Raw genomic sequence first — 25605 nt, 5'->3', positions numbered from 1 at the left:
CGCCGGGGCGGGGCCGGTTGCGGCGTGCCCGGGCGCGCTCGCCGGGACGGGGCCGGTTGCGGCAGCCGCGCCGGCGTTAACGGCGTCAGCTCGCAAGGCTGCACCGCCCAATGCGGCGCCCGAGCCTGCTTCGGAAGCGCCGGCTGATGTGGAGTGGTTACGCATGTCGGCCTGGCCCTCGCGCTTACAGATAGACCGCCGGGGTGGCGGTCAGCCCCTGCTTGACCTGGCGGGTCCGCTCGTCGGCCAGCACTTCCTGCTCGCCGGCTTCCAGCGCATCAAACGCCTGGCTCACGATGGCCTGCGGCGTGGACTTGGGGGCATCGATGCCCTTGGTCAGGTCCGTGTCCACGAACCCCATGTGCAGTCCGAGCACCTGCGTGTTCTGGCCCCGCAGCTCCTGGCGCAGCCCGTTCGTCAGCGCCCAGGCCGCGGACTTGCTCATCCCGTACACCCCCAGCACCGGGTTGTTCACCCAGCTCGCGATCGACAGGACATTCAGGATCGCCCCGCCGCCATTCGCGGCCAGCGCCGGTGCAAACGCCTGCGACACCAGCAGCGGCCCAAACAGATTCACGTCCAGATGCCGGCGTGCCGACTCCACGCTGCCCGGCGTCAGAAATCCGCCGAAGTCCGCGATACCCGCGTTGTTGATCACCAGCGTCACGTCCTTCGCCAACTCCGCCGCAGCCGCCACGTCTTGCGCGCGCGTCACGTCCAGCTTGACCGGCACCACGCCTTCCAGCGTGATCGAAGACGGATCACGCGCGGCGGCGTACACCTTGCGGGCCCCGCGGGCCAGCGCCTCGCGGGCAAAAGTCAGACCCAGGCCGCGATTGGCCCCGGTGATGAAAACAACGGCGTTCTTGAGTTCCATGATCGGTATTCCTAAAAGTGATGTGTGGGTATGAGTCAGCTTCGGCACGACTAAATATGATGATCATCATATTTAAGGACAGCAAAATGGCCGCGCAACGCGGCCAGAAAAATCATTCAGTGGGAGACTGCGGCGCCCTCGTGGTCGTACTGCGCCAGAACGGCGTGGCGGGCAGACGCCAGGACTGCGCGTCCGCTCGGGTTATTGCCCAACGCCCGGGCCAGCTGCAATGCGCCCACCAACGTGCTGAGCACCGCCGCCGCCGCGTGTTCATCCAGCTGAGCCGGCAGCACCTGTTGCACCGCTTCCAGCAACCGCTGCACCCGGCCGGCGGCCGCCTCGCGCACATCATCCGACTGGCGGGGAATCTCTGACGCCAACGCCGCCACCGGGCACCCCCGTTCGCAGCCGGTCAGATGCGCATCGCTGAGATAGGCTTCCACCCAGGCGCGCAACGGACTGGCGCCCTCGGCGCGGCGCCGCGCCATGCTCTGAGACAACCGCGCCGCGCCATCCTGCCCCGCACGCTCCATCGCCGCCGCCAGCAGCGCATCCCGCGACGGGAAATGCGCATAGAAGCCGCCGTGCGTCAGCCCGGCTTCTTTCATGACGTCCGCGACGCCCACCCCCGAATACCCCGCGCGCCGGATCGCGCGGGCGGCTGCATCAACAATGCGTTCGTGGGATTGTTCCTTGCGGGAGGCGGACATGATCGCAACACCGAAATATGATGATCGTCATATTACGCTCGCAATATTCCAGCTTGCAAGCCCCGACCCCGTTTTTAGCGCCAGCCCTGCGGCGAAATGGTCACGTCGCGTTTTAGCGCCCTGTCTACGGGCCAATGGTCACTTCGCGGTTTCAGCGGCCGATCTACGCTCGACAGTCACTTTGCGTTTTCAGCGCCAAGCTTCCGGCTCGATGGTTACTTCGCCCTTTTCCGCCGAGAAATACACCACGCCGTCCGAGATATTGGCGTTCAGCTGCATCGTGCGCTCGGCCAGCTTGCCCAACGCCTTCGACTGTTCCGAAGGCAGATTCACCACCTTCAGATTGCGCGTGCGCTCCAGCTTATTGCGCACCCCGTCCCACCAGATCTTGCTGGCCGACCCGCCATAGCAATACACGATCACCTCATCGGCGCGGCCACAGGCACGCAGAATCCGGCGCTCTTCAGGCTGGCCCACTTCGATCCACAGCTTGATCTCCCCAGTCAGATCCTTCACCCAAAGATCCGGCTCATCCGTCTCGCTCAACCCCTTCGTGAACGCCAGTTCCTCCTGCGCGTGCATCGCAAACGCCAAGAGCCGCACCATCATGCGCTCGTCCGTCTCGGACGGATGACGCGCCACGGTAAGCCCGTGGCTGCCGTAATAGTGGCGATCGGTATCGGCGACGTTCAGGTCGGCCTTGTAGATGGTGGCGCGCAGGGCCATGGCGTAAGTCCGTTCAAAAGCGAATTGCAGGAAGGCCGCCATGATAACCGGGCGGTGCGGGCGTCAAGGCGGCTGTGCCGAGTCGGCATGCCCCCGACCTCATGGCAGTCAGGCGCCGCGACCGGCGTTACACTTGCCGGGCGCCCGCAACCCCAGCCGGCAACGCCCTCAAGACCCGCCCGCCATGACCGCCACCGCCGCCCTCCTCGCCTTCACCCTGGCCGCCGCCATCCTGACCATCACCCCCGGCCTGGACAACGCCCTGGTGCTGCGCACCGCCGCCGTCGAAGGCAGCCGCCGCGCCCTCATGGCCGGATTGGGCATCAGCGCCGGCTGCCTGCTATGGGGCGCCATCGCGGCATTCGGACTCGGCTCGCTGCTGGCCGTGTCCACGTTGGCTTACGACACCCTGCGCATCTGCGCCGCGATCTACCTGTTCTATCTGGGCGTCAAGCTGCTGTGGAGCACGCGTTCCCGCCGCAAAGCCGCGACGGCGTCGCCCTCCGGCATTCTGGCCACCCCCGCCCGCCCCAGCACATCCGCCACCGGCTGGTTCGTGCGCGGCTGCCTTACCAACGCCCTGAACCCCAAGGTCGGTGTGTTCTACATCACGTTCCTGCCGCAATTCATCCCCGCTGGCGCCGACGTGCTGCGCTTCAGCCTGCTGCTCGCCACGGTCCACGCGATCGTCGGCATGCTGTGGTTCGTCCTTCTGGTAGCCGCCACCCGGCCTCTGGCGCGCTGGCTTTCCCGCCCCGCAGTCACCCGCGGCCTGGACCGTGTGACCGGGGCGGTGTTCATTGCGTTTGGGTTGAGGTTGGCGCTGGAGAAACGCTGATTCAAAGGCTCGAAGCAACGCTGGCGCTTCGACGGGTGTCAGACACCCAGGCAGGCCGGCTGCAATACCACGCCCATCTCGTAGGGGTGTCAGACACCTGAGAGCGGCGCGGGCGCGCACAGGCGTCTAACGACAAACCCCCCCCCCACCAGCGCGCAGCGTCATCACCACGACGCAAGACACCCAAACGCCAAAGAAGGCCGCCCGCGCGGCCGATTTTGGCGACCCCGCAAGACCTTCGCCCCACCCCGCCCGAGGCAAAAACGCAAGAACTCCACCCGCCCCGCCACCCAACGCCAGCAACTCACGGAGCGGCTGGTGACGGGACGGGTGCGAGCGAGGGGCGTCGATGCGCCCAAGGGAATCCGAAGGCAGGCGCCGGAGGGCGCCAACGAGGATGACGCAGGGGCCGTCCGGAGCGAAGGCTCCGGACCGCAATCGTGGCCCCTCGCTCGCACCCGGCCCGGCGCCGGCCGCGTCTCAAGAACCCCGACCGCCGCAAGCAGCAACAGCAATAACAGCAGCAGCAACAAAAACCGCCGCCTCAATAAACCCCAATCGCATGCCGAGCCACAAAATGCCCATCCCCCACGGCAACCAACGGCTCCACCAACGGCTCATCCCCAATCTTGCGCATCGGACTGGGAATCTCATCCACCAGCAGCGACCGCTCCCGATGCCGCCGCTGCGGATCCGCGATCGGCACCGCCGCCATCAGCTTCTTCGTATAAGGATGCTGCGGATTCTCAAAGATAGCCCGCCGAGGCCCGATCTCAACGATCTGCCCCAGATACATCACCGCGACCCGATGGCTGACCCGCTCCACCACCGCCATGTCATGCGAGATAAACAAAAACGAAACACCCAACTCACGCTGCAAATCCAGCAGCAGATTCACGATCTGCGCCTGAATCGACACATCCAGCGCCGACACCGACTCATCCGCAATCACCACCTTCGGATTCAACGCCAACGCCCGCGCGATGCAGATCCGCTGACGCTGCCCGCCCGAGAACTCATGCGGATAGCGATCGATCATCTCAGGCAGCAGCCCGCATTTATCCATCAGCCAGCGCACCCGGTCCTGCGCCTCTTTACCGCGCGCCACCTTGTGGATCAGCAACGGCTCCATGATCGAATAGCCCACCGTCATCCGCGGATCCAGCGACGCAAACGGATCCTGGAAGATGAACTGGATATGCTGGCGCAGCGTCTGCATCGCACTGCCCCGCAACGCCCCGATATTCTTGCCGTCGAATTCAATGGACCCGCTCTTGCTCTTGACCAGCTGCAGCAACGAACGGCCAGTCGTCGTCTTCCCGCACCCAGACTCGCCCACCAGCGACAGCGTCTCGCCCGGATACAGGTCGAAGCTGACCTTCTCGACCGCATGCACCCGCTTCTGCACCCGGCCCAGAATGCCGCCGGTAATGTCGAAGCTGGTCGTCAGATCCCGAACCTTCAGCACAGGACCATTCTCGCGCCGCACCGTAGACGGCGCCGCCACCGGCGTGTCCACCAGCCTGGCCGGATCCGGCACCCGCACCGCCTCGTCCACCTTCAACAGCGGAAACGGCGCCGGCTCGTCCGTGCCCTGCATCGCCCCCAGCCGCGGCACCGCCGACAGCAGCGCCCGCGTGTAGGCATGCTGCGGACGCGCAAAGATCTCGTCCGAACCGCCCTCTTCCACCTTGTCGCCCCGGTACATCACCAGCACCCGGTCCGCCACTTCCGCCACCACGCCCATGTCGTGCGTGATGAAGATCACGCCCATGTCCATTTCTTCCTGGAGCTGGCGGATCAGTTGCAGGATCTGCGCCTGGATGGTGACGTCCAGCGCGGTCGTCGGTTCATCGGCAATCAGCAATTGCGGCTTGCACGACAGCGCCATCGCGATCATCACGCGCTGGCGCATCCCGCCCGACAACTGGTGCGGATAGCGATCCAGAATGGCGCGCGCCTCAGGGATGCGCACCCGTTCCAGCATGCGCAGCGTTTCCGCCCGCGCCGCCGCCGCGTCCAGCCCCTGGTGCAGCTGCAGGGCCTCGGCGATCTGATTGCCCGCCGTAAAGCTGGGGTTCAGCGACGTCATCGGCTCCTGGAAGATCATCGCCACGTCCGCGCCGCGCACGCGCTGCAGCGTCGAATCGGGCGCGCTGACCAGATCCAGCACCTCGCCGCTACGCCGGCGCAGCAGCATTCCGCCATTGGCGATGTGCCCGCCGCCATACTCGACCAGCCGCATCAGCGCCAGCGACGTCACCGACTTGCCGGAGCCCGACTCGCCCACGATGGCCAGCGTCTCGCCGCGGTTCACGTGAAAGGAAACATTGCGCACCGCTTCCACGGTGCGTTCGGGCGTTTTGAACCGCACCGTCAGGTCATTGACCTGTACGACACGGTTGGAATCCATGGTTGCCATATCGATTACTTTTCCTGACGCGGATCGAGCGCATCACGCAGCCCATCACCCAGCAGATTGAAGCCCAGCACCACCAGGAAAATGGCCGATCCGGGGAAGATCGACATCCAGGGCGCCTGGGTCATGAAGTTCTTGGCCGTGTTCAGCATCGAGCCCCACGACGGCGTCGGCGGCTGCAGGCCCAGACCCAGGAAGGACAGGCTGGCCTCGGCGATGATGGCCGTGGCGATCGTGATGGTGGCCTGCACGATCAGCGGCGGCATCACGTTGGGGAACACGTGCCGGCCGATGATGCGCAGGTCGGACGCGCCCAGCGCGCGGGCGCTCTGCACGTAATCCTCGTTCTTGACCGCCAGCACCTGCCCCCGTGTCAGCCGGATGAACTTGGGCGCGGCGGACACCCCGATGGCGATCATCGCGTTGGTCAGGCTGGGTCCCAAAAAGGCGGCCAGCGCAATCGCCAGGATCAGGAAGGGAATGGCCAGGAGCGCCTCGGTGGCGCGCGAGATGAAGCTGTCCGTCCAGCCGCCGAAGTAGCCCGCGGCCAGGCCGAACGGCACGCCCACGATCAGCGCGATCAGCACCGACACCAGGCCCGCCATCAGCGAGGCGCGTGCGCCGTACACCATGCGGCTGTAGATGTCGCGGCCCAGCTCGTCCGTACCCAGCCAATGCGCCGCGGACGGCGCCTTGCGGATGGTGGTGAAGCTGGTCTGCAGGGGATCCTGACTGACGATGAACGGGGCCAGGACGGCCACCACTACGAAGAACAGCACGATGCCCAGGCCGAGCATCGCGATGCGGTTGCGTTTGAACTTGGCCCACGCGCGATTGCGGCTGCGGGGCGGCGTGACGGCTGCGGCCGTTGCAGGAATTGCGCTCATGAGTGCCTCAGGCGGGGATTGACCAGGATGTACAGGATGTCGGCCAGCAGGTTCATCAGGATGAAGCCCACCGCCACGCAGAGCACCACGCCCTGCACCACCGCGTAGTCGCGAGTGAACACCGCGTCGACCACCAGCTTGCCAAAGCCCGGAATCGTGAAGACCTGCTCAGTCAGCACGGCGCCCGCCAGCAGTTCGCCGAACAGCAGCGTCACCAGCGTGACGATCGGCATCAGCGCATTGCGCAGCGCATGGCGCAGCACCACGCTGCGCGGTGACACGCCCTTGGCGCGGGCGGTGCGCACGTAATCCGCCGACAGCGCTTCCAGCATGGAAGACCGCGTATGCCGCATCAGATACGCCGCGATCGCCGTGGACAGCACCAGCGACGGCATCAGCATCGTCTTTATCGACAGCCAGAAGTCTTCAGACGGCGACACGTAGCCCGAGGCCGGCAGCAGCTTCCACTGCACCGACACCACCATGATGAGGATGATGCCCAGCCAGAAGTTGGGAATGGACATGCCGGATAGCGCCGCGATGTTGGCGCCCATTTCGACGGGCTTGCCTTTACGCACCGCGGCGATGATGCCCATGGGGATGCCCACCAGCAGCGCGAAGAACATCGCCATGGCCGCCAGTTGCAGGGTGACGGGCAGCTTTTGCGCGATCAGCGTCGTGACGGGCACGTCGGTGCGCAGGGACTTGCCCAGATCGCCTTGCAGGACCTGCCCGGCCCAGGCCGCGTACTGCATCGGCAACGGGTCGTTCAGGCGGTATTTGTCGCGCAGGTAGTCCAGGACGGCCGGGTCGCGCTCTTCGCCGGCCAGGGTCAGCACCGGATCGCCGGGCAGGATTTTCTGCAGCATGAACACGATCATCGACACCAGTATCAGTGTCGGGATCGCGACGATCACGCGGCGCAAGATGAGTTTAAGCATGTGGGAAACCGTAAGACAGGAACGACGGACGGCGCCGGCCGGACAGGGCCCGATGCGCGTCCGCCGCAAACGACAACCGGACGCGCAAGGCGCGTCCGGCGGGCGCGGCGGGCATTCGCCGCCCCAACATTACTTCTGCGCGAACGTCACGCCCTTGAGCCGGATCATACCGTCCGGATAGGGCGTGAAGCCCTGGACCTTCTTGCCCATCACGAAGGGCCACGGCTGGTAGTAGTTGTACACGCCGGGCAGTTCGTCCTGGATGATGGCCTGCGCCTGGTCGTAAATGGCCTTGCGCTTGGCTTCGTCCGGGACTGTGCGAGCCTGGTTCAGCAGCTTGTCGACTTCCGGATTGCAGTAGTGACCGTCGTTCAGTGCGCCCTTGCAGGTGACGAACGCGTGGATGTTGCCGTCGGGATCGACCCGGCCGGACCACCCCAGCATCACGATCTGGAAGTTGCCGCCCGAGGCTTCCTTCTGGAGCGCCGCGTATTCGGTCGGGCGCAGCGACAGGTCAAAGCCCGCCTCGGCAGCCATGGCCTGGACGATTTCGGCGATGGACGAGGTGGTGGTGTTGTTGCCAAACACCAGCTCGGCCTTCACGCGGTCAACGCCCGCCTGCTTGAGCAGGCTCTTGGCCTTGGCCACGTCGCGCTGGGTGACCGGGAATTTGTCGCTGTGATAGGGGCTGGCGGGTGGGAACGGCTGCTGCGCGGGTTCGAAGATGCCGCCGCCGGCCACTTCGTTGATGGCGTTGCGGTCGATGGCGTACTGGAACGCCTGGCGCACCAGCTTGTTCTTGAACGGGTTGTCTTCGGCGCGCTTGCCGTTGCCCACGTTGAACATGAACTGCTGGAAGCCCAGGCCCGCAACCGGCGCGAACGTCAGGCTGGCGTCGTTCTTGACCTGCGGCGCGTCGGACGGATTCAGGCGTTCGAGCATGTCCAGGTCGCCGGCGCGCAGGTTGGACAGGCGCACGGTGGTGTCCGGGATGGGCAGGAAGGTCACGCGCTTGAACGCGTAGTCCTTGGCGCCGTAGTACTGGTCGAATTTTTCCAGGACGATGCGGTCGTTCTGGATGCGTTCGACGAATTTATACGGGCCCGAGCAGATGGGCTTGCGGCCCACGGCGGCGACGTCGTCCGAGAAGGTCTTGGGCGACAGCATCATGCCGGCGCGGTCGGACAGTTGCGCGAGCAGCGTGGCGTCCGGTTCTTTCAGGGTCAGCACCAGCGTGGTGGCGTCGGGCGCGTCTACTTTGGCCACCGAGCGCAGCTCGCCCTTGCGCAGGCTGTCCGGCAGGCTCATGGCGCGGTCCAGGTTGGCCTTGGCCGCGGCCGCGTCGAACTTGGTGCCGTCGTGGAACAGCGCGTCGTCGCGCAGCTTGAAGGTCAGCACCTTGTTGTCGTCGCTGAACGACCACGAGGTGGCCAGTTGCGGCACGAAGTGCAGTTTGGGATCGATGTCCACCAGCTTGTCGCACAGCGACGTGAACACGATGCGGCCCACGTAGGTGCGGGCGCGGTGCGGGTCCAGGACATCGGGATCTTCCTGCAGGCCGATCCGGATGTTCTGGGCGCTGGCGGCGCCGGCGGCCAGCGCCAGCAGGCTGGCGCCGAAGGTCATGGTCAAGCGTTTCATTGTGTTTATTCCCCTTGTTGCTGCATTTGCCGGTATCAGGAACCGCTTTAGAAACCCACCGCCTGGCCGTCGCGACGGCTGTCGCTGGCGGCGACGTAGCCCAGTTCGTTGTCGCTTTCGGCCATGCGCCAGATGAACTGGCCAGCGCCGAAGTCCATGTAGGGATCGTCAACGGATTTCAGAGCATGGCCCAGATCCTTCAGACCTGCAATCGTCGAGGCCTTCATATTGGTCTCGATATCCAGCGTGAAGTCGCGGTTGACCTTCCAGCGCGGGGCGCAGCACGCGGCTTGCGGGTTCTGGTGGTAGTCGATCATGCGAACCACGGTCTGCATGTGGCCCTGGGGCTGCATGTCGCCGCCCATGACGCCAAAGCTCATGACCGGCTTGCCGCCGCGCGTCAGGAAGCCCGGGATGATGGTGTGGAACGGGCGCTTGCCGCCTTCGACCACGTTGGCCGACTTGGGATCCATCGAGAAACCCACGCCGCGGTTCTGCATGCTGATGCCGGTGCCCGGCACGACCACGCCCGATCCGAAGCCCATGTAGTTGGACTGGATGAACGAGATCATCATGCCGTTTTCGTCGGCGGCGGTCAGGTAGATGGTGCCGCCCGCGTGCGGACGGCCGGCTTCGAAATGGGTGGCCTGGTCCAGACGGATCAGCTTGGCACGGCTGTCCAGGTAGGCGTCCGACAGCATCTGTTCGGGCGTGACCTGCATGGCGCGCGGGTCGGCCACGTACTTGTACAGATCGGCGAAGGCCAGCTTCATGGCTTCGATCTGGATGTGCTGCGATTGCACCGAATCCACGGGAATGTCGGCCATATCGAAGCGTTCGACGATGCCCAGCGCGATCAGCGCGGCGATGCCCTGCCCGTTCGGCGGGATTTCATGCAGCTCGTAGCCGCGGTACGACTTGGAAATGGGCTTGACCCATTCCGGACGGTAGCCGCGCAGGTCTTCCAGCGTCATCGCGCCGCCGCATTCCTTGCTGAAGGCGGCGATGCGCTCGGCCAGCTCGCCTTCGTAGAAGTCGCGGCCCTTGGATTCGGCGATGCGGCGCAGCGTGTTGGCGGCGTCGGGGAAACGGAAGTGCTCGCCGACCTTGGGCGCGCGGCCTTCGGGCAGGAAGGCCTGGGCGTAGCCGGGCTGCGACTTCAGTTCTTCGGCGGCGGCGGCCCACTTGTGCGCCACCACGGGCGGCACGGCGTAGCCGCGCTCGGCGATCTCGATGGCGGGTTCAAACAGCTGTTCGAACGGCAGCTTGCCCAGCTTTTCATGCAGCGCGGCCCAGCCGGCCACCACGCCGGGGACCGTGACCGAGTCCCAGCCGCGCTTGGGCTGGATGGCCAGGCCGTTGTCGCCGGTGCCGTACTTGCGCTTGAAGTATTCGGTGTTCCAGGCGGCGGGCGCGACGCCCGACGAGTTCAGGCCGTGCAGCTCCTTGCCGTCCCACACGATGGCAAAGCAGTCGCCGCCCAGGCCGCAGGAGACCGGTTCGACCAGGACGATCGTGGCTGCGGCCGCGATGGCGGCGTCCACGGCGTTGCCGCCCTTGAGCAGCATGCGCAGCCCCGCCTGGGCCGCCAGCGGGTGCGACGTGGAGACCACGTTGCGGGCGAACAGCGGGATGCGAACGGAAGGATACGGGTTGGCCCAGTCGAAGGTTTTCATGTGGCGGGTCTCTTAACGGTTAAGCGGGCGAAGTTACTCTCGTGCTTTAATTAAATCAATTTGATTTTTTGTTCCGTCATAAAAGAATTTTTTATGAGTACGATCCGATTTCTGCGCACGTTCCTGGCGGTCGCGCACCACGGTTCCTTCTCCGAGGCCGCCGAGCAGGTCGCCCTGACGCAGGCGGCCGTGAGCTTTCAGATGCGGTCGCTTGAAGCCGAGCTGGGACGAGAACTTTTCGACCGCAGCGGGCGCCTGGCCATCCTGAACGCGGCCGGGCGCGAATTGCTGCCCGAAATCAAGCACTTGCTGGATTTATACGACAGACTCAGGCGCCCGAGCACCGCGCCCGGCGAATTGGCCGGATCGGTGTCGGTGGGCAGCATCGTGTCCTGCATGGGCACGCTGTCCAAGGTCATCTCGGGGCTGAAGAAGGCCCATCCCAAGCTGGACGTGCGCATCCTGTCGGGCAAGGCCAGCGAACTGGCGGGCAAGGTGGAGGACGGTGAGCTGGACGCCGCGTTCCTGGTGGAAGCCGGCCGCAAGATGGCCAGCACGCGCTGGACGCCGCTATATGAAGAGCAGATGGTGGTGATCGCGCCGCGTTCTGCAGCCGGCCAGGACGCACGCGAGGTGTTGGCGGGCAATCCCTTCCTGCGCTTTGACCGGACCCAGCGCACCGGGCTGCAGATCGACCGCCTGCTGCGGCGCATGGCGGTGCCGGTCAACGACTTCCTGGAACTGAACGCCATCGAGACGCTGGTGGAACTGGTGCGCCAGGAGGTCGGCGTGACGCTGCTGCCGCTGATCAACGGCGCGAACTGGCAGCACAGCCCGGAACTGCGGATTTTCTACCTGCCTGAGGACCTGGGGCCCCTGTCGCGCTCCATCGGGATGCTGGAACGCCGCGAGCATGCCCGCCAGGGCATCACGGCGGCGATCTGCGAGGCGTGCGCGCAGGCTTTCCGCGCACGCGAACCGCAAACCGCCGCGTGAGGCTTACTCGGCCATGGCCGGGTCGGTCACGGACGCCTTGCCCGTCTCGATGCGGCCGGCAAAGCGGCGCAGCCACGACGGGTCCTCGGCCAATCGCACCGTAAAGTCGTACCAGGCATGGCTGCCGGCCAGCGCCCAGTGCTGCTCGACCTGCCCGCCCGCCGGGACCGTGAACGTCCAGCGTTCGTGGTTGGCGTAATAGGCGTTGGGCGTCACCTCGAACGTGCACGTCGTCTTGCCGGCGTTGATGAAACTGACGTAGACGTCGCCGTTGGCGATGTCGTAGCAGACGCGGATCTCGGCATCCTGCTGCGCCGTGCGGTCATGCGCCAGGTCGCCCGCGAAATGGCGGTGCCAGCCGTTGGGGCCCAGCACCCACAGGTCGTACTTGCCGCCATCGGCGGCCGTGTCCCAGCTGCCTTCCAACTGCTTGTCAGGCTCCACCGTGTAGCGGCGCGGCAGGCGATCCAGATGCAGGCGGTCGTAGACGTGGAACACCGCGGCCTGCTTTCCCGTGTTCGAGAAAACCAGCCACATGTTGCCGGTGCCCGGCTGGCTGCGGCCGCTGGTGTGCAGTTCGTACGGCAAGGCGCGGGAGTTGCGCACGCCCTTTTCCTGGATGCCCTTGGCCTGCGTGGACGGATCCGGCAGCGGCACAGCCGTCAACGCCTGCTGGGCGGCGCGCTCCTGGTCTGCCTCCGAGCGGGTCAGGATGTCGAGGCCCGACGGCTTCTCTTCGTTCGGCGTCGCGAAGTTGAAAGCCGAGGTCAGGTCGCCCAGCACGGCGCGGCGCCACGGGCTGATGTTCTCTTCCTTGACGCCGAAGCGGGCTTCCAGGAAGCGCAGCACGGACGTGTGGTCGAATGCCTGGGAATTGACCCAGCCGCCACGGCTCCACGGCGACACGACGTACATCGGCACGCGCGGGCCGGGGCCGTAGACGCGATTGTCGGCGGCGTCCTGGCCGGACGCGTGCGTGTGGCGTTCCAGGTCGGTGTTGACGGTGGAAGCGCCGGCCATCGAGCCGTCGGCGTTCAGCGACGGCGCAGCGGGCGGCGGCACGTGGTCGAAGTAGCCGTCGTTCTCGTCAAAGTTGATGAGCAGGACGGTCTTGCTCCAGACATCCGGATTGGCGGTCAGCGCGTCCAGCGTTTCCTGGATGTACCAGGCGCCCTGCACGGGGCTGGACGGGCCGGGGTGTTCTGAATAATTGGCGGGCGCGACGATCCAGGAGACCTGCGGCAGCGTGCCGTTCAGGGCGTCATCGCGCAGGGCCTGCAGGAAGCCGCCGTCGGGCATGGTGTTGGCCGTGCCCTTGTAGAGCGGGTTGGCCGCGTCCATGCTGGGCGTCCAGGCCGGGTACGGCGCACCGTTGCTGCCGTTGCCGGCCAGTTCGTTGGCGCGGCGGTACTGCTGAAAACCGGCCAGGGGGTTGTCGCCGAAGTTTTCGGGAAGGTTTTGGTAGACCTTCCAGGTGACGCCGTTTTCCTGCAGGCGTTCGGGATACGTCTTCCAGGTCCAGCCGATGTTCGAGGCGCCCAGGCTGTCCCACTGGTTGCGGGTGGACGGGCCATTGCCCTGCGCCAGCGGGTCGTTGGTGCCGGTCCAGTGGAACAGGCGGTTGGTGTTGGTGCCGCCGTGCGTCGAACAGTGGTAGGCATCACACAGGGTGAAGGCGTCGGCCAGCGCGAACTGGAACTCCACTTCCTTTTCGCGGTAGTAGCCCATGGACTGGTTCTGCTTGTAGCGCGGCCATTGGTCCATGCGGCCGCCGTCCCAGGCCATCTGGGCGTCGACATAGTCGTGGGGCGTGCCGGCCACGCGCTGGGCGTTGCCCTGGGTGCTGTCCAGGTGATACGGCATGACGACGCGCGTGCCGTTGGTCTGTTCCCAGACGGAGCGGTTCTGCGGCAGCGGAATGGTGATGCGGTCACCAAAGCCGCGCACGCCCTTGAACGTGCCGAAGTACATGTCGAACGAGCGGTTTTCCTGCATGAGGATGACCACGTGCTCGACGTCGTTGATGGTGCCGGTGCGGTTGTTGGCGGGGATGGCCAGCGCGCGGCGGATGGCGGGCGGGAACATCGACAGCGCGGTCAGCCCGGCAGTGGAGGCGGCGGCGTTGCGCAGGAACCGGCGCTTGCCGGCGTGGATCGTGTCTTTATCGGACTTCACGGATGCTTTTCCTATGGGTCTACAAGAAGCGCGGCTCAGGGCGCGCAACGCAGTTCGGGCTTGGCGGGCGGCGGCGGCGCGGGCGTCTCGGGCTGGGTGGGAGTGCCCGGGTCGGTGGGGGTGCCGGCGTCGTCATCGTCGTCGCCGCCGCCGCAGGCGGCCAGGGTGGCGGTCAGCATCAGCACCGCGCCGGCGCGCAGGAAACCGCGCAAAATCATGGACTTGCTCATGGGGTATCTATCCTTGGGACATCAGGGAAACAGTTCGGAGACGGACTTGCCGGACAGGGCGAGGGATTTCACTTCTTCCTCGGTCAACGCGCGCGACCAGAAGGCGAGGTCGTCAAAAATCATGGTGTACGGGCCCTTGGTGCCGGCGCAGCAGATGCCGTAGGTGCCCTTGCCGTCTTCGTTCAGGCCGATATGCGGCCCGAAGATGCCGGCGATCTGGGTCAGGTCGACACCCGGGTTGGCGGTGGACGTGACGTTGCGCACGAAACCCAGTTCGCTGTCGTAGCGATAGGCGGTCATCGTGCGGGCCGTCTTGTCGATGGTCATGGCGATGTAGACGGGCTTGTTGGCCGTGAACTTGACGCCGTTGATGTCGGCGCGTTTGCCGCCGCCGGCGACGTTGAAGCGCAGCTCGGGGCCGGCCCACTGGGCGATGGTGATGCCGGGGTTACCGCCGGAGTTGTAGTCTTTGTTGCCTACGATGGATCGGTCGTTGGCGGTGCCGTCGGACTGATACCAGAAGCCGATGGTGAAGGCCTGGACGCTGTCCATGAGGCCTGCGGGGTAGTCGAGCTTGAAGGCGCCCAGGGCCGCCGTGCCGCGTTCGTTCCGGAAGCTTTTGCCGTACACGCCGGGGTCGGCGTAGGCCGGGGCCTGCGCACCGTCGAACGGGGTGATTGCGCCGCCGCCCGCGGCCTTGTCGGTCACGTCGCCTTCGAAGGGGAAGAACATGGTCAGGCCAGTGCGCAGCGAGGCGAGCAGTGGGACCGGTTTGGCGTAGACGACCGAGGCGCGCGCGGCGCTGACAGCGCGGCCGGCGGAGACGCTGTATGCCAGCTCGTGCAGGCCTTCGGTGTCGAAGGTGAAGCCGGTGTCGACGTATTCGGTGGCGGTGCCGGGCAGGCGCGCGACTTCTTTGCCGTCGCGGCTGACGACGATGTCGCCGGCGGGTTCGCCGACGCGCACCCAACTGACGGTGACGCTCTTGTTGTCCATGGCGATGCGGGTGGCGACGCGGCGCAGCGCAAGCGGTTCGGAGAGCGCGGTGCCGGCCATGTCGTAGGCGTCCGCTTGGGGTAATGCGGCCAGGTGCGAGAGGACGGTGGGCGCGACGTCGGCGGCGCTGGGCAGCGCGTACCAATTGGTGTCCCAGACGCCGTCAAACGAAGCGTCATCGGCGCTGCCGCCGAGCAGGGCCGGTTGATTGGCGGCTAGGAGGATGGTTTTGTTGGAGGAGAACGGCAGGCCGTCGCTGCCGCCGGTCTTGTCGAGGCCGTGGCTGGACGCGACGACCATGAGCCAGTTTTCGTTGGGATGGGCGGCGCGGCGGTCGGCCAGTTGCTTGGTCAGGACACCCAGGGCGGCGTCGGTCTGGCGGATGACGGCTTCGTAGGTGGTGCCGAAGCCGTTTTCGGCGGCGGCGCGTTCGGGCGCGGCGAATTGGGCGACGACGACGTCGTAGCCTTCGGCGATGCGGTCGCGGGCCTGGGAGGCGACGCAGTCGTCTTGGCCGGCGCAGTCGGTCAGCGTCTGGACGTAGCCGGCGTCGCGGTCGGTGCTTAAGAGGCCGGCCAGCAGCGGCGAGTTGAAGGCGCCGGCGGTGCGCGCTTCTGGCTGCGCGGTCTTGATGCGTTGGAAGAGGCTGGGGGCTTTCATGCCCTGGCCTTGCGCGTTGGAGCGCACGCCGTGGACGTCGGCCCATTGCCCGGTGAGCAAGGTGGCCCAGCCGGGTGCGGTGAGCGTGGGCTGTTGGGTCACGGTGCCGGTGACGCCGCCGGTCCAGGCGCGGGTGACGGTCAGTTGGCTCAGGTTGGGAAGCGTGTTGTCGGCTGCGCCGCGACGAAGCGCGTCGTAAGTGAGGCCGTCAACGCCGACGAACAGCACTTTGTCGACGCGCGCCTCGCCGGGCGTTGTCACGGGGGGCTGGGTCGGAGGTTCCACTGGGGCCTCGTCGTCATCATCATCGCCGCCGCCACAGCCGGCCAACGCGCTGGTCGCCAGCAACATGGCGCACCATCTTCTCCAATTCAATGTCTGCATTGCTTCTCTTCTCTTTTTCATGAAGGGGGTCTTACGCTGGGCGACATGGTGGCGATCGAACGTGAAAGACCCGTGAAGCAAAGGAGAGAAACGTTGATTGCTGAATCAGGATTCTTTTGCGTATGGGGCAATGCTGGGGGGCTTTTTGGATGGGTCGGTTGCTTGTTGGGCAAGGGAGGGGGGGATTTTTGGCGGCCGGTGGCGCGGTGATGCTGGGCGTCTGACGCCGGTGAGGCGTCTGGGTCGGTGGGGCCTGGGCGTTGAGTTCTTGAGGCGTCCGGCACGGTGGCGGCCCGGGGCGCGCGGGGCCACGATTGCGGTCCGGAGCCTTCGCTCCGGACTGCCCCGTCGTCATCGTCGTTGTCGCCTTCGGCGCCTGCCTTCCGATTCCCTCGGGCTTATCGACGCCCCGCGCACCCCGGGCCGCCACCGCACCGGACTCGAGCAATTGAAGCTTGCCGGGCGGCGGGACGGTCAGCGTGCTTGGCGTTCTGTTGGAGATGTGCCCGGGTTAGAAGCGGCTTGCGGGGCCCGTCCACGTTCGGCCGCGCGGGCGGCCTTCGCGGACTTACACGGTGTCTTGCGTCGTGGCGATGACGCTTCGCGTGTGGCTCCATCTTCGCGGGTCCGGCAACGTCTTGGTGCCCGACCTCTCTCGGTGTCTGACACCCGCTGACGCGCTGAGACATCGCGGCATACCGACGAAGCTCTCCCCTGGGTGTTTGACACCGTCGTATTGCTACCGTCTGGTTGCTGCTATTGCATTGCTGTCATGAAACGCCGCTATAGTCGGCCGCGTCTTGTTGCCCTTGCCTGAATGCCATGCCTTTGTCCTTGCGCCTGCCCCTGCCCTCCGCGCCAGCCGCGCTGCGCGTCCTCGCCGTGCTGGCCTTTGCCGCGGGGCTTGGGGTGTGGGCGTCGATCCTGCTTGCGCCGCAGCCCGGCCCCCTGCCCCCGGCCGTCTCCGCCGCTGCACCGCGCGCGGCCGACAACACGCCGGTGGCGTTGTGGTTCGGCAAGGATGAGGCTATGCGTACGCAGATTACCGTGCGGGGCGTGATCGCGGCCGGCCCTGACGGCGCGGCGGTGTTGAGCGTGGACGGCGGACCGCCGCTGGCGTGGCGGGCCGGCGCGGAAGTGGCGCCGGGCATCGTGCTGCGCGACATTGCGGCGGATGCCGTGACGGTTGAACAGTCGGGCCGCGCAAGCCGTCTGGCGACGCCGGCGGCCCAGGATGCGCCGGGCGGGATCACGCGGGAGAAGTAGGCGTGGGACGGGTCCGCGACGCATGAGCCAATGACAGGCGGCAGGCTGGCAACGCTGCGCGTCCTGACGAACGATCTATGAAATCGGCGGTTCTTGAACCTGCATCTCGTGAACTAGCAGCTCGTGAATGTTCGGCTTGCGACTTAGCACCTTGTGACTTAGCACCTTGTGACTCAGCAGCTCAGGACTCAGCAGCACGTGAATCAGCATCTAGTAATTCAGCAGCTAGTGACAAAGCCGCGCAAGGACGAACGGGGCGATCTCCCGGCGTGCGCATTACTGTCATATTTCATGTCCACAATCCCGGGCTTCAACAGATAGACCGGAGTTGCAAAGTGCGTCAGTTACCGCGCGGGCTTGCCCGCCAGCAGGGCTTCACCCTCATCGAGATCATGGTGGTGATTGTGATCATGGGGATTCTGGCCGCGCTGGTGGTGCCGCGTGTGCTCGATCGCCCCGACCAGGCGCGCCAGGCCGCTGCCCGTCAGGACATCGGCGGCATCATGCAGGCGTTGAAGCTGTATCGCCTGGACAATGGCCGCTATCCCACCACTGCGCAGGGCCTGCGGGCGCTGGCGCAAAAGCCTGATGGCGTGGCCAACTGGCGCGGTTATCTGGACAAGCTGCCCAACGATCCGTGGGGCCACCCCTATCAATACCTGAGCCCCGGCGTCAAAGGCGACGTCGACGTCTTCTCGTTTGGCGCCGACAACAAGCCCGGCGGAGAAAGCGGCGATGCCGACATCGGTTCCTGGGACCTCTGAGCGCGGTTTCACGCTGGTCGAAGTTTTGGTGGTGCTGGTGATCGTGGCCATTGCCGCGAGCATGGTGAGCCTGTCTGTCGGCCGGGGCGACAACCGCTTGCGGGCTGATGCCGAGCGTCTGGCCGATGCATTTACGGTGGCGCAGAGCGAAGCGCGCAGCGATGGACGCAACATACGCTGGCTGGCGAACGGCCAGGGCTGGTCGTTCGAGCGCGCGGGCCGTTCGGCGGGCCCCACGGCGCAGGACGATATTCCCGTGCCTGTCGACCGATTGGAAAGCGATGAGGTGCTGCGGCCGCAGTCGTGGTCGGCCGCGCCGGTGCAATGGCGGTTGGATCCGGACCGCCCGCTGATCTTCAATACCGAATGGGTTGCCGCGCCGATGACGCTGACGCTGAGCGCGGCGGATGCGCACGTGACGCTGCAACGCGACGCTGCGGGGCGCTATGAGATTCGCTGAGATGGCTTCCGAGGTGGCCGCGGATGAAGTCGTCAATGAAGCTGTTGATGATGCTGTCGATGAAACTTTTGGTGTGCCTGTCGATGAAGCCGTCGATGAAGCGGTCGTTGAAGCCGTCGATGAAGCCGTCGATGACGCCGTCGACAAAGCCAGCAATGCCGCCACCGGTGACGCCCGCCACGGCAACGCCGGGGACTCTGCCCCAGGCGCCAGCGGCCAGGCTCACCCGAGCGCGGCGGGCGCCGCGTTTCCCCGTCCGTGCAACCGCGAGCGCGGTTTCACGCTGATCGAAGTGCTGGTCGCGCTGGCGATCATCGCCGTGGCGATGGGCGCGGCGCTGCGCGCTACCGGCGTGATGGCGGCAAACAATCGTGCTTTGCAGGACAAGACGCTGGCGCTGCTAGCCGCGCAGAATGCGCTGACGCAATTGCGACTGGAGCAGGCCTTGCCGCGCGCCGGCACGCAGATGGTGCCGTGTCCGCAGGGCGGGCTGGCGTTGCAATGCGAACTGGTGTTCACCAATTCCATGAACCGCAGCTTCCGGCAGGTGGCCGTGAAGGTCCACGACGCCGCGTCCTCGCGCGAAGGCGCGATCCTGCTGCAGCTCGACGGACTGCTGTCCAGCCTGAGATGACGATGCGCCGTTCTCCGCAATCGCAGGCCGGCTTCACGCTGATCGAGGTGCTGGTCGCCCTGGCGCTGATGGCGCTGGTCAGTCTGATGGCCTGGCGCGGACTAGCCAGCGTGTCGGGTGCGCGCGATCTGATTGCCGCGCAGGCCGAGGATACGGAGGCCATCGTGCGCACGTTGGGGCAGATGGCGCGGGACGTCGAGTTGTCGTACACCGGGCCCGCCTTTGATTCGCCGGGACTGGACGCGGTGGCGTTCACGACGGGCCTGCGGCTGCTGCCGCGCGCGGCGGGCGGGCAGACACTGGAGATTTTGCGTCCCGATCCGGATGGCAACGGGTTGTGGCAGCGTATTCAATGGCAGGTGCGCCGCGACGGTTTGTGGCGGGTGGGCGGACCGTCCGCGCAGCGCAGCCCGTTGCCTGCGGCGAATGACGGCGTGCTGTTGCTGCCGGGCGTGCGGTCGCTCGCGCTGCGCGCTTGGGTGCCGGGCGTGGGCTGGGCGGACGCCAACGCCTCGTTTGCCGCCGCGCCTAGCGGTCTGGAGATCGCGTTCGAACGCGGGGTGCCGGGCGACCTGCGGCGCTATACGCGCGTCCTGGAGCTGCCATGAGCCGGGTGGTCGTTCACGGAACTGGCAGGGGTGGCGCGCGAGGCGCAAGGGGCGCAATTGGCGCAATTGGCGCAATTGGCGCATCTGGCGCATCTGCTGCATCTGCTGCATCCGCTACATCTGCTGCATCCGCGGCATCTGCTGCATCTGCCGCATCTGGTACATCTGCTGCCTCTGCTGCATTTGGCGCACGCAACGCACAAGACCCAGCCGCCGCGCGCTACACCCCCACTGCGCTCCCCCAACGCGGCGCGGCGGTCGTCAGCGCGCTCATCGTCGTCGCAATCGTGGCTGCGCTGACGACCAGTCTGTTTCAGCGGCAGACTGCCAGCACTCGCCGCGTGGAGAATGAACTGGCTCGCGTGCAGGCGCGCGCGATGCTGGCGGGCGGGATCGACTGGGCGCGCCTAGTGGTACGCGACCACGGCCGGCGCGAGCCCACCACACGCGGCGACCAGATCTGGGCCACGCCGGTGCTGGACACCCGCATCGAACGTCCGGGCGACGATCGCGTGGCGGTGTTTTCGGGCGGTGTGCAGGACGAACAGGGTAAGTACAACCTCTACAACCTGGCGCGCAACGGCGTGCCGCAACCGGAGCAGGAAGAAATCCTGCGGCGTCTGCTGGGCACGCTGGAACTGCCCGATACGCTGGCCGCGCGGATCGTCGACATCGTCGCGTCGGCGCAGCCGCCCGCGCTGGCGGCGAATGCCTCGAACACCGGCCCTAACGCCACCCCAGACACCGCCCCGAACACCGCAGCGCGGCCCGGCCCGCAGGCGCGCGCGCCGCTGCCGCGCGGGGTCGACGAAGTGGCCGCCCTGCTGGGGTTGGAGCCGCCGATGCGCAATGCGCTGCGGCGCACGATGACGCTGCTGCCTTCGGCCACCACGGTCAACGTCAACACCGCGCCCGCCGAGGTTATCGCGGCGCTGGTGCCGGGGCTGTCGCTGGCGCAGGCGCGCGCGATGGCGGGCGAGCGCGATCGCGGCGACTGGTTCAACAACACGGGCGATTTTGCCAATCGGCTGGCGGGCACGGGCGTGAAGACGCCCGCCCCGTCGGTCTCCACCAACAGCGGCTGGTTCCTGGCCAGCGGCACCGTGGTCTACGAACGGGCGCGCGTCTCCATGCAGGCGCTGATGCGCAGCGCCCCGCCGGCCGCGCCCGAAACCATCTGGACGAGAGAAACACCTTGAAGAACACCCTGCGAATCGCCCTGCCCGCGCTGGAGGAATTTGGCGCCGATTCGCCGCTGCCCTACGCGTGGTTCGACCGGCGCGGCCGCTGCGTGCGGCAAGGCGAGCTGGCGCTTCGCGCGCTCGGGAACGCCTGGCCACAGGCCATGTGCGAAGCCGTGCTGCATCCTGCCGACGTCATCGCCGCGACGGTGCAAATCCCTGCGGTAGCGCGCGCGCATTTTGGCGCGGCCGTGCGCGGTGCGCTGGAACCGCTGGTGCTGAGCGATCTGGATAGTCTGGCGATCGGGTACGGCTCGCGTGCCACGGACGGCTCCGTGCCGCTGGCGTGGTCTCCACGCGAGCCGGTTCGGCGCGCGTGGAGCCTGCTCAGCCAGCAAGGGCTGCGCGTGCGCGCGCTGATCGCGCCGCAGGCGCTGGCGCCGGCCACGGATGCGCCGTTGCGCGATCCCGCGGATCCGCGCTGGCACGCGCCCTCGCCCGCATGGTCGCTGGCGATGCCGCAGCTTGCCCCGGTCAGCGTGTCGCGCTGGCAGCCGGTGTGGCGCTGGGGCGCGCTGGCCGCAGTGGTGTGGATTGCGGGACTGAATATCTACGCGGCGCAATTGCGCGGCGAGGCCGACGCGTTGCAGCGCGGCATGCACGATCAGGTGCTGGCGGCCTTTCCCAACGTGCCTGTCGTGCTGGACCCGGCGCGTCAGGCGCAGCAAGGGCTCGACGCGTTGCAGGCCAACCGCGGCGCCGCCAGCGCCGGCGACTTCCTGCCGCTGGCGCGCGCCGCCGCGCAGGCCCTGCCCTTTGCGGCCGACAAGGTTGCGCACCTGACCTACGCCGATCAGGCGCTGACGTTGCAGCTGGCGGACGCCGGTCCGCAGGCGCAACGCGTCGCCGAAACCCCCGCACTGATTCAGCAGGCCGCCGCTTTGGGGCTGAAGCTGGAACGCGGCGACACCGACAACACCTGGCGCATCGTGCGCAGCCAACCATGAAACCGCTTTACCGACTTCAAACCGCGTGGCAGGCCGCGCGCAAACCCGTGGACCCGGCGCTCGCGCGCGCCCGCCAGCGCTATCAGGCGCTGGCCCCGCGCGAGCGGCGTCTGGTCACCGGAGCCGCCTTGCTGCTTGGCGCGGCGATCGGCTTCGTCACCCTGATCGAACCCGCCCTGAACACGGTACGTAAGCTGCAGACGGAGCTGCCGGGACTACGCGCCCAGGCCGCCACCGTGGCCGACCTGACAGCGCAAGCCGCCGCCCTGCGCCAGCGCAGCGCCGCGCCCACGGGTGGGATGCCCAGCACGACGGAACCGGCCGGCAGCCTGGAACGCGCCGGCCTGCCCGCGGGGCAATGGAAGCTGGCGGATGCGGAAGGCGGTGGCGTGGAACTGTCGCTGGACCAGGCGCCGTCGTCGGCGCTGATGCGCTGGCTGGACGGTGCGGGACGCGATTGGGGGCTGGCCATCTCCAAGGTGGACCTGTCACGCGCCGCGAACGCCAATGGACGTCCGCTGCCGGGCCTGGTCAACGGCAAGATCGTGCTGCTGCCGCCGCAGGCGGCGGGGAGCCGGTGATGGTCGTGAAGATTCTCTTGGACCGCGCGGCAGGCCCGCGGGTGGTTGGCACGGTGTGCGCGGCAATCGGGAGCTACTCATGCCTGTGAAGCTTCCCTCGCGCCGCGTCGCAGGACTGTGGATCGCCGGCGTCCTATGCGCCGCCGCCGCGGGCGCCACTGTGCTGCCCGCGCGCTGGGTGTTGACGCTCTTGCCCGCCGACGCGCCGGTCACGCTGGCCGACGCCAGCGGCACGCTGTGGCACGGCAGCGCCTGGGTCGCACTGGGCGCCCAAGGCGCGCGCCGCGTGCTGCCGCAACCGGTGCAATGGCAATGGCGCTGGGACACGTTGGCGCTCGACATCTCGCATCCCTGGCTGCAAGGCACCCTGCGCGCGCGCCCCGGTTGGAACGGCCTGGCGCTGCCTGCGTCCTCCCTGCGCGTGCCCGCGACGGTCCTGCCCGCGCTCGGTGCGCCTTGGAATACGTTGTCGCCGCAAGGCATGCTGGAGATAAGTTGGCAGCCCCTGCGCCTGGGCGCCCCGCTCCCCCCCGGCCCGGCCGTCGACCTGCGCTGGCGCAACGCGGCGACTGCGCTCTCGCCCATCACGCCGGTGGGCACCTACTTGTTGCGCGCGCAAGGCGGAAAGAGCGGCGCGACGCTGGTCCTGAGCACGGAAAGCGGCCTGCTCGACGTGAAGGGCCAGGGCGGCACCGGCCCCCGCGGCTTGAACTTTCAGGGCGAGGTCACCTTCGCTCGTTCAGCCAGCGAAGCCGACCGCGCCGCGCTGGACGGCCTGATGTCGACACTGGGCCGCCGCTCGGGCGACACGGTGACGTTCAGCGTGGGGAAATCGGCGCGTTAAATGTCGAAGTTCATTTGAGGCGGAAGCTCGACGCCATGGATGTCAACGACTTAATGAAGTGTGGTTCATTTGCTCTGTCTGCAATGGTTCGTTGAACTTGGCATTCTTCCCCAGAAAGTTCATTGAACTGGGTAGCGGATCGAGTCCATCACATCACGATGCTCTCCAATCCCAGCCCCCTCGCGCACCCTAAAACGGCGGTGAGCCAGACCTGGGCGACCAACGACCACGACTGGCCAGGAGCGGTCCTTGATCGCACCGCTTTACATACCGAGTTCCTAAGGTCTGTCCGTTCACTTAGCGATACATCGCTTGGCGGGAGGTGTTCGACACGCACAATCACCGCGCATGCTGCGCCGGTAAGTCTACCGACGTCCGTGCGAATGACTCGGCATACTTTGCCGTCTGCGGGATTTTCCATGCCTGTGCTCCTGGCCGTCGAAAGCACGGATTCGTACCACCACCGCTGAATGTCCAGCAAGCCGCCGGCTCGCGAGCCTAGGCTGCACTTCAAACCAAGTGCCTTCAATTTAATGGTTCGAGGTCCGGCAGTCGGCATTCAATCGCGAGGAGTGCTGTCCCGTCCGGCAACCGGTAATTGTTATCACCGAGCCATGTGACGGGCTCGCCGTCGCGCAAGCAACAGTAGTAATTAGCCCAGGCCCCGTCGTGGTTTGGAGCAGCCCTGTAGCGACGTTGGATGATGTACGTAATCCCGTTGGCGTCCACCGCTACTATCTCAGTGGCGCGTTTGGTATGGTCTAGTGTCATGACGCGGCCTCTATCTGAGGGGTAGTGCTCACCTCGTGCGGTAAGAGCCTCTCCGCCCGTTGTGCTGACGTGGACGATCCCCGGCGCATGCCCGACGCACAAGCGAAGACGTCCAGAGCCGACTGCACTGGGTACACTTCAAGGTACGCACTTAACCGGCGTAGTGATAGTTGTCCGGCGTCCAAGGGTCATCAATCAGGGGGGTTGCTGCCTTGGGCACGACGGATTGAGCGTTGTAGTTTGACTGTAGCGCCGGAAGTGCGGCGCCCTTCGGTGAAAGATGTTTCTCGGCTATCTGATGCAGACTTGTGACGAGCTGATTGATAAAGGGGAAGGGCATTTAGGTTCCATGGTGTCTGCGGCAGACGAAGCCCGGCAGTATTCATAGCGATTCAATCCTGGGCATGTGCCACAGGTTGTTGTGGCCGACGCCACCCCTTCAGAGTACGCTCGCCACCCCTGATAACCTAAGCCTGAATTGAAACAAACCAATCCCCCGTGAATCGCGAGCTTCACTCTTTCTTTGAGCGCGCGCATGCGAAAACGCACTCGAGTAGAGTGCTAAGGTGCGCGGGCTTCGCGAGCCTGTCATCAACGCTATGAGATTCCGCTCCGAGGTCCGAGGTCGCGATCTCGCTGGATCCCGATTGGCTGAAGTGGCGCCGCGCACGCATCGAGGCCCCGGGGGAAGGATTTCAGAGGAAGTCATCGGAATCTGCGCGGAATTGCGCGGTAGTTGGCTTGAAAATCAGGTCGGTGGGGACGGCTCAACCTAACCGGTGGGGCGATCCAATTTGTGTGTCATTGTGAAACGCTCATATCTTTGTGACCGCCAATCACCCATAGTGGGTGCAGGGATACTTTTCCCTGGAAAATCTAGGACATACATTGAAGATTGAAACTGGTATTGTGAAGTGGTTCAACAACGACAAGGGCTTCGGCTTTATCATGCCGGAGCTCGGCGGTAAGGACCTCTTCGCGCACTACTCTGAGATTCAGGGTAGCGGGCACAAATCTCTCGAAGAGAACCAGCGCGTGACGTTCGTCGCCGGCCAAGGGCAAAAAGGTCCTCAGGCGACAATGATCAAACCGATTTAAGAAACTGGCTGGCTTGTCTGAAGGCAAGCCGTCTGGCACCTAGCAAGTGGGGCCGAATCCTTTGAAACAGGGGATTCGGCCCTTTGGCTTTGGACGACAGCATAGCTACCTGAACTGTCCAGATTAAACAGTCGATGCCTATGGCGACACCCTGCTGTGTTATGTCTCATTGCTAGCCATAAAAACTTCTCCAGACGGCGACTCCTGGACCTTCCTGAGGACGTTGCATTACGTG

The 25605-nt window shown here is 66.0% G+C and carries 24 protein-coding genes and 1 pseudogene; 13 read left to right on the top strand and 12 right to left on the bottom strand.

Annotated elements, in window-relative coordinates; genetic code table 11:
• Nucleotides 1-184: 184 nt before the first annotated feature.
• The 3 genes from HV681_RS26835 to HV681_RS26825 form a co-directional block, all read right to left on the bottom strand.
• Nucleotides 185-877 (bottom strand): SDR family oxidoreductase, encoded by a 693-nt coding sequence (locus HV681_RS26835; protein WP_175126135.1) that lies wholly within the window; start codon nucleotides 875-877, stop codon nucleotides 185-187.
• 116 nt (nucleotides 878-993) lie between these two features.
• The gene (locus HV681_RS26830; protein WP_175126134.1) at nucleotides 994-1587 is read right to left on the bottom strand and encodes a TetR/AcrR family transcriptional regulator; all 594 of its coding nucleotides are present in this window, start codon (nucleotides 1585-1587) and stop codon (nucleotides 994-996) included.
• A 189-nt stretch (nucleotides 1588-1776) separates the two neighbouring features.
• A complete protein-coding gene (locus HV681_RS26825; RefSeq protein WP_175126133.1) occupies nucleotides 1777-2313 on the bottom strand; it encodes a YaeQ family protein in 537 nt (178 codons plus the stop codon).
• Between the two features lie 184 nt (nucleotides 2314-2497).
• Here HV681_RS26825 and HV681_RS26820 point away from each other — a divergent pair, with 184 nt between their 5' ends.
• Nucleotides 2498-3151, top strand: a complete 654-nt coding sequence (locus HV681_RS26820; RefSeq protein WP_175126132.1) for a LysE family translocator — start codon at nucleotides 2498-2500, stop codon at nucleotides 3149-3151.
• Between the two features lie 544 nt (nucleotides 3152-3695).
• On the opposite strand, the gene HV681_RS26815 is transcribed toward HV681_RS26820, so the two are convergent.
• The 5 genes from HV681_RS26815 to ggt form a co-directional block, all read right to left on the bottom strand.
• Nucleotides 3696-5564, bottom strand: a complete 1869-nt coding sequence (locus tag HV681_RS26815) for a dipeptide ABC transporter ATP-binding protein (protein WP_175126140.1) — start codon at nucleotides 5562-5564, stop codon at nucleotides 3696-3698.
• Between the two features lie 14 nt (nucleotides 5565-5578).
• Complete coding sequence (locus tag HV681_RS26810) at nucleotides 5579-6457, bottom strand: ABC transporter permease (protein ID WP_175126131.1); 879 nt, start codon at nucleotides 6455-6457, stop codon at nucleotides 5579-5581.
• Complete coding sequence (locus HV681_RS26805) at nucleotides 6454-7398, bottom strand: ABC transporter permease (RefSeq protein ID WP_056316436.1); 945 nt, start codon at nucleotides 7396-7398, stop codon at nucleotides 6454-6456. Before HV681_RS26805 ends, HV681_RS26810 begins: the two co-directional genes overlap by 4 nt.
• Nucleotides 7399-7527: 129 nt before the next feature.
• A complete protein-coding gene (locus HV681_RS26800) occupies nucleotides 7528-9039 on the bottom strand; it encodes an ABC transporter substrate-binding protein (RefSeq protein WP_175126130.1) in 1512 nt (503 codons plus the stop codon).
• 47 nt (nucleotides 9040-9086) lie between these two features.
• Nucleotides 9087-10715, bottom strand: a complete 1629-nt coding sequence (gene ggt / locus HV681_RS26795; RefSeq protein ID WP_175126129.1) for a gamma-glutamyltransferase — start codon at nucleotides 10713-10715, stop codon at nucleotides 9087-9089.
• A gap of 93 nt (nucleotides 10716-10808) precedes the next feature.
• Here ggt and HV681_RS26790 point away from each other — a divergent pair, with 93 nt between their 5' ends.
• Nucleotides 10809-11711, top strand: coding sequence for a LysR substrate-binding domain-containing protein (locus HV681_RS26790; RefSeq protein WP_175126128.1), 903 nt, complete (start codon nucleotides 10809-10811; stop codon nucleotides 11709-11711).
• 3 nt (nucleotides 11712-11714) lie between these two features.
• Here HV681_RS26790 and HV681_RS26785 read toward each other — a convergent pair whose 3' ends face one another.
• From HV681_RS26785 to HV681_RS26775, 3 genes are read right to left on the bottom strand one after another with little or no spacing between them, the layout of a single operon-like run.
• Complete coding sequence (locus HV681_RS26785) at nucleotides 11715-13886, bottom strand: phosphocholine-specific phospholipase C (protein ID WP_175126127.1); 2172 nt, start codon at nucleotides 13884-13886, stop codon at nucleotides 11715-11717.
• A gap of 35 nt (nucleotides 13887-13921) precedes the next feature.
• On the bottom strand, nucleotides 13922-14116 hold the full coding sequence (locus HV681_RS26780) for a hypothetical protein (protein WP_175126126.1): 195 nt from the start codon (nucleotides 14114-14116) through the stop codon (nucleotides 13922-13924).
• A gap of 21 nt (nucleotides 14117-14137) precedes the next feature.
• Nucleotides 14138-16123, bottom strand: coding sequence for an alkaline phosphatase family protein (locus HV681_RS26775; RefSeq protein WP_175126125.1), 1986 nt, complete (start codon nucleotides 16121-16123; stop codon nucleotides 14138-14140).
• An 855-nt stretch (nucleotides 16124-16978) separates the two neighbouring features.
• On the opposite strand from HV681_RS26775, the gene HV681_RS26770 reads away from it, so the two are divergent.
• The 10 genes and pseudogenes from HV681_RS26770 to gspN all read left to right on the top strand — a co-directional run bounded on the left by HV681_RS26770 (nucleotide 16979) and on the right by gspN (nucleotide 23501).
• Nucleotides 16979-17422, top strand: coding sequence for a general secretion pathway protein GspC (locus tag HV681_RS26770; protein WP_175126124.1), 444 nt, complete (start codon nucleotides 16979-16981; stop codon nucleotides 17420-17422).
• 335 nt (nucleotides 17423-17757) lie between these two features.
• Nucleotides 17758-18186, top strand: a complete 429-nt coding sequence (gspG, locus tag HV681_RS26765) for a type II secretion system major pseudopilin GspG (protein WP_175126123.1) — start codon at nucleotides 17758-17760, stop codon at nucleotides 18184-18186.
• Nucleotides 18158-18646 (top strand): type II secretion system minor pseudopilin GspH, encoded by a 489-nt coding sequence (gspH, locus tag HV681_RS26760; protein ID WP_175126122.1) that lies wholly within the window; start codon nucleotides 18158-18160, stop codon nucleotides 18644-18646. Before gspG ends, gspH begins: the two co-directional genes overlap by 29 nt.
• Before the next feature lie 265 nt (nucleotides 18647-18911).
• Nucleotides 18912-19280: pseudogene (gene gspI / locus HV681_RS26755) on the top strand (type II secretion system minor pseudopilin GspI); the annotation flags it as partial.
• Between the two features lie 2 nt (nucleotides 19281-19282).
• On the top strand, nucleotides 19283-19888 hold the full coding sequence (locus HV681_RS26750) for a type II secretion system protein GspJ (RefSeq protein ID WP_175126121.1): 606 nt from the start codon (nucleotides 19283-19285) through the stop codon (nucleotides 19886-19888).
• A 30-nt stretch (nucleotides 19889-19918) separates the two neighbouring features.
• Entirely contained in the window at nucleotides 19919-20188 is a 270-nt protein-coding gene (locus tag HV681_RS26745) for a hypothetical protein (protein WP_175126099.1), read from the top strand.
• A complete protein-coding gene (gspK, locus tag HV681_RS26740; protein WP_175126138.1) occupies nucleotides 20161-21087 on the top strand; it encodes a type II secretion system minor pseudopilin GspK in 927 nt (308 codons plus the stop codon). Before HV681_RS26745 ends, gspK begins: the two co-directional genes overlap by 28 nt.
• A complete protein-coding gene (gene gspL / locus HV681_RS26735; RefSeq protein WP_175126120.1) occupies nucleotides 21084-22076 on the top strand; it encodes a type II secretion system protein GspL in 993 nt (330 codons plus the stop codon). Before gspK ends, gspL begins: the two co-directional genes overlap by 4 nt.
• Nucleotides 22073-22657 (top strand): type II secretion system protein M, encoded by a 585-nt coding sequence (locus HV681_RS26730; protein WP_175126119.1) that lies wholly within the window; start codon nucleotides 22073-22075, stop codon nucleotides 22655-22657. Before gspL ends, HV681_RS26730 begins: the two co-directional genes overlap by 4 nt.
• 79 nt (nucleotides 22658-22736) lie before the next feature.
• Complete coding sequence (gene gspN, locus HV681_RS26725) at nucleotides 22737-23501, top strand: type II secretion system protein N (RefSeq protein ID WP_175126118.1); 765 nt, start codon at nucleotides 22737-22739, stop codon at nucleotides 23499-23501.
• A gap of 922 nt (nucleotides 23502-24423) precedes the next feature.
• On the opposite strand, the gene HV681_RS26720 is transcribed toward gspN, so the two are convergent.
• The gene (locus HV681_RS26720) at nucleotides 24424-24612 is read right to left on the bottom strand and encodes a hypothetical protein (RefSeq protein WP_175126117.1); all 189 of its coding nucleotides are present in this window, start codon (nucleotides 24610-24612) and stop codon (nucleotides 24424-24426) included.
• A gap of 548 nt (nucleotides 24613-25160) precedes the next feature.
• Here HV681_RS26720 and HV681_RS26715 point away from each other — a divergent pair.
• Complete coding sequence (locus tag HV681_RS26715; protein ID WP_062842107.1) at nucleotides 25161-25370, top strand: cold-shock protein; 210 nt, start codon at nucleotides 25161-25163, stop codon at nucleotides 25368-25370.
• Nucleotides 25371-25605: the final 235 nt, after the last annotated feature.

The sequence above is a fragment of the Achromobacter animicus genome, assembly GCF_902859585.1.
Lineage (GTDB): Bacteria > Pseudomonadota > Gammaproteobacteria > Burkholderiales > Burkholderiaceae_B > Achromobacter > Achromobacter animicus.
This window is presented reverse-complemented; position numbering and strand designations above follow the sequence as displayed.

Excerpts from the sequence above, each read along its gene's own strand:
- HV681_RS26835 (WP_175126135.1), bottom strand. The coding sequence starts at position 877 with ATGGAACTCAAGAACGCCGTTGTTTTCATCACCGGGGCCAATCGCGGC.
- HV681_RS26830 (WP_175126134.1), bottom strand. The coding sequence starts at position 1,587 with ATGTCCGCCTCCCGCAAGGAACAATCCCACGAACGCATTGTTGATGCA.
- HV681_RS26825 (WP_175126133.1), bottom strand. The coding sequence starts at position 2,313 with ATGGCCCTGCGCGCCACCATCTACAAGGCCGACCTGAACGTCGCCGAT.
- HV681_RS26820 (WP_175126132.1), top strand. The coding sequence starts at position 2,498 with ATGACCGCCACCGCCGCCCTCCTCGCCTTCACCCTGGCCGCCGCCATC.
- HV681_RS26815 (WP_175126140.1), bottom strand. The coding sequence starts at position 5,564 with ATGGATTCCAACCGTGTCGTACAGGTCAATGACCTGACGGTGCGGTTC.
- HV681_RS26810 (WP_175126131.1), bottom strand. The coding sequence starts at position 6,457 with ATGAGCGCAATTCCTGCAACGGCCGCAGCCGTCACGCCGCCCCGCAGC.
- HV681_RS26805 (WP_056316436.1), bottom strand. The coding sequence starts at position 7,398 with ATGCTTAAACTCATCTTGCGCCGCGTGATCGTCGCGATCCCGACACTG.
- HV681_RS26800 (WP_175126130.1), bottom strand. The coding sequence starts at position 9,039 with ATGAAACGCTTGACCATGACCTTCGGCGCCAGCCTGCTGGCGCTGGCC.
- ggt (WP_175126129.1), bottom strand. The coding sequence starts at position 10,715 with ATGAAAACCTTCGACTGGGCCAACCCGTATCCTTCCGTTCGCATCCCG.
- HV681_RS26790 (WP_175126128.1), top strand. The coding sequence starts at position 10,809 with ATGAGTACGATCCGATTTCTGCGCACGTTCCTGGCGGTCGCGCACCAC.
- HV681_RS26780 (WP_175126126.1), bottom strand. The coding sequence starts at position 14,116 with ATGAGCAAGTCCATGATTTTGCGCGGTTTCCTGCGCGCCGGCGCGGTG.
- HV681_RS26775 (WP_175126125.1), bottom strand. The coding sequence starts at position 16,123 with ATGTTGCTGGCGACCAGCGCGTTGGCCGGCTGTGGCGGCGGCGATGAT.
- HV681_RS26770 (WP_175126124.1), top strand. The coding sequence starts at position 16,979 with ATGCCTTTGTCCTTGCGCCTGCCCCTGCCCTCCGCGCCAGCCGCGCTG.
- gspH (WP_175126122.1), top strand. The coding sequence starts at position 18,158 with ATGCCGACATCGGTTCCTGGGACCTCTGAGCGCGGTTTCACGCTGGTC.
- HV681_RS26750 (WP_175126121.1), top strand. The coding sequence starts at position 19,283 with ATGCGCCGTTCTCCGCAATCGCAGGCCGGCTTCACGCTGATCGAGGTG.
- HV681_RS26730 (WP_175126119.1), top strand. The coding sequence starts at position 22,073 with ATGAAACCGCTTTACCGACTTCAAACCGCGTGGCAGGCCGCGCGCAAA.
- gspN (WP_175126118.1), top strand. The coding sequence starts at position 22,737 with ATGCCTGTGAAGCTTCCCTCGCGCCGCGTCGCAGGACTGTGGATCGCC.
- HV681_RS26720 (WP_175126117.1), bottom strand. The coding sequence starts at position 24,612 with ATGCCCTTCCCCTTTATCAATCAGCTCGTCACAAGTCTGCATCAGATA.